This window comes from Streptomyces nanhaiensis (assembly GCF_046614825.1).
Classification (GTDB): domain Bacteria; phylum Actinomycetota; class Actinomycetes; order Streptomycetales; family Streptomycetaceae; genus Streptomyces; species Streptomyces radiopugnans.
Genome location: NZ_JBKJFM010000342.1, coordinates 1 through 1,231, shown reverse-complemented (window position 1 = coordinate 1,231; position 1,231 = coordinate 1). Strand labels below are relative to the sequence as shown.

General features: G+C 78.4%; 1 protein-coding gene. It reads right to left on the bottom strand.

What is annotated here, in order from left to right; all coding sequences use genetic code 11:
- Nucleotides 1-1,231, bottom strand: a 1,231-nt coding sequence (locus ACLIYP_RS30470) for a DoxX family protein (RefSeq protein WP_412716302.1), incomplete at both ends; no start/stop codon positions are given.

Here is a 1,231-nt window from a genome sequence, read left to right as displayed (position 1 = left end):
GCCCGGGCCGCCGGGGCCGGTCGGAACGTCCGGCTCGGGCACGGGCGGGGCGGCGGGCTGCCGCGGCGCCTCCACCGTCTGCCCCTGGCTCGGTGTGCCCGGCCGCTCCCCGGTGCCGGTGCTGCCCGCGCTCGGGGTGGCGTCCCCGGTGCCGGAGGTGGACGGGCTCGGCGACGAGCCGTCGCCCGTCCCCGGCACCCCCGCTCCCGTGCCGGAGGTGGACGGGCTCGGACCGCCGGTGGACCGCTGCGGCAGCGGCGAGCCCGGCTGGTTGTTGGTCAGCGGCTCGCCCGGCCGGGGCACGGTGGCCAGCTGCGCCGAGCGCACCGCGCTGCCCAGCACCGAGCCGACCAGCAGCGTCAGGCCGAGCACCACCGCGGCGACGGCCGCGCCGCGCCGCAGTACGCGCCGGCGCAGCTCCCACACCTCCACTCGCGGGCCCAGCCGCCGCCAGGCCTCGCCCGCCAGGCGCGCGTCCAGCGAGTAGTACGGCGCCCCCGCGATGACCAGCGGGCTCCAGGCGGCCAGGTAGATGAAGTCCGGGGCGTCATACACCGGGACCGTGCGCCAGCTCACCGTCAGGATCAGGGCCGCCGACAGCAGCGCGCCGAGGCCCGCGGCGGCCCGCTGCCACAGCCCCATGAAGGTCAGCACGCCGATGACGATCTGGAGGAAGGCCACGGTGAGCCCGGCGCCGACGGGGTGGTCGACCGCGAAGTCGCGCAGCGGAGCGGCGACGGCCCACGGCTGGAGCGAGCCCAGCCAGGCCACCAGGGAGCCGCGCTCGTCGCCGTCGAAGTAGACCGGGTCGCAGAGCTTGCCCATCCCGGCGTAGACGGAGACGAAGCCGAGGAGGATCCGCAGGGGCAGCAGTACGACGCCGAGGTTGATGCGGCGGTCGGGGTAGAAGCCGTGCCGGGCTTGGCGGCGGGCCTCCTCGCGCGGGTCCTCGTCCTCGTGGCCGTCCGGCCCGTCGTAACCGTCGCCGTAGCCGTCGCCGTAGCCGTCGCCGTAGCCGTCCCGCCCGTCGCCGTACGCGCCGTCGTACGCGCCGTCGTACCCGCCCTCGCGGTCACCGGCGGCGGGCTCGTACGGCTCACCGGGCTCGTACCGCTCGAAGGGGCGGAGCGGGGCGCCCGGCGCGCCGTACGCGCCTCCGGCCGGGCGCGCACCCGCCGGCAGCGGGCGCTCGGGCGGCCGGGGCGCGGGCGAGGCCGCGGTCCGCAGCGGC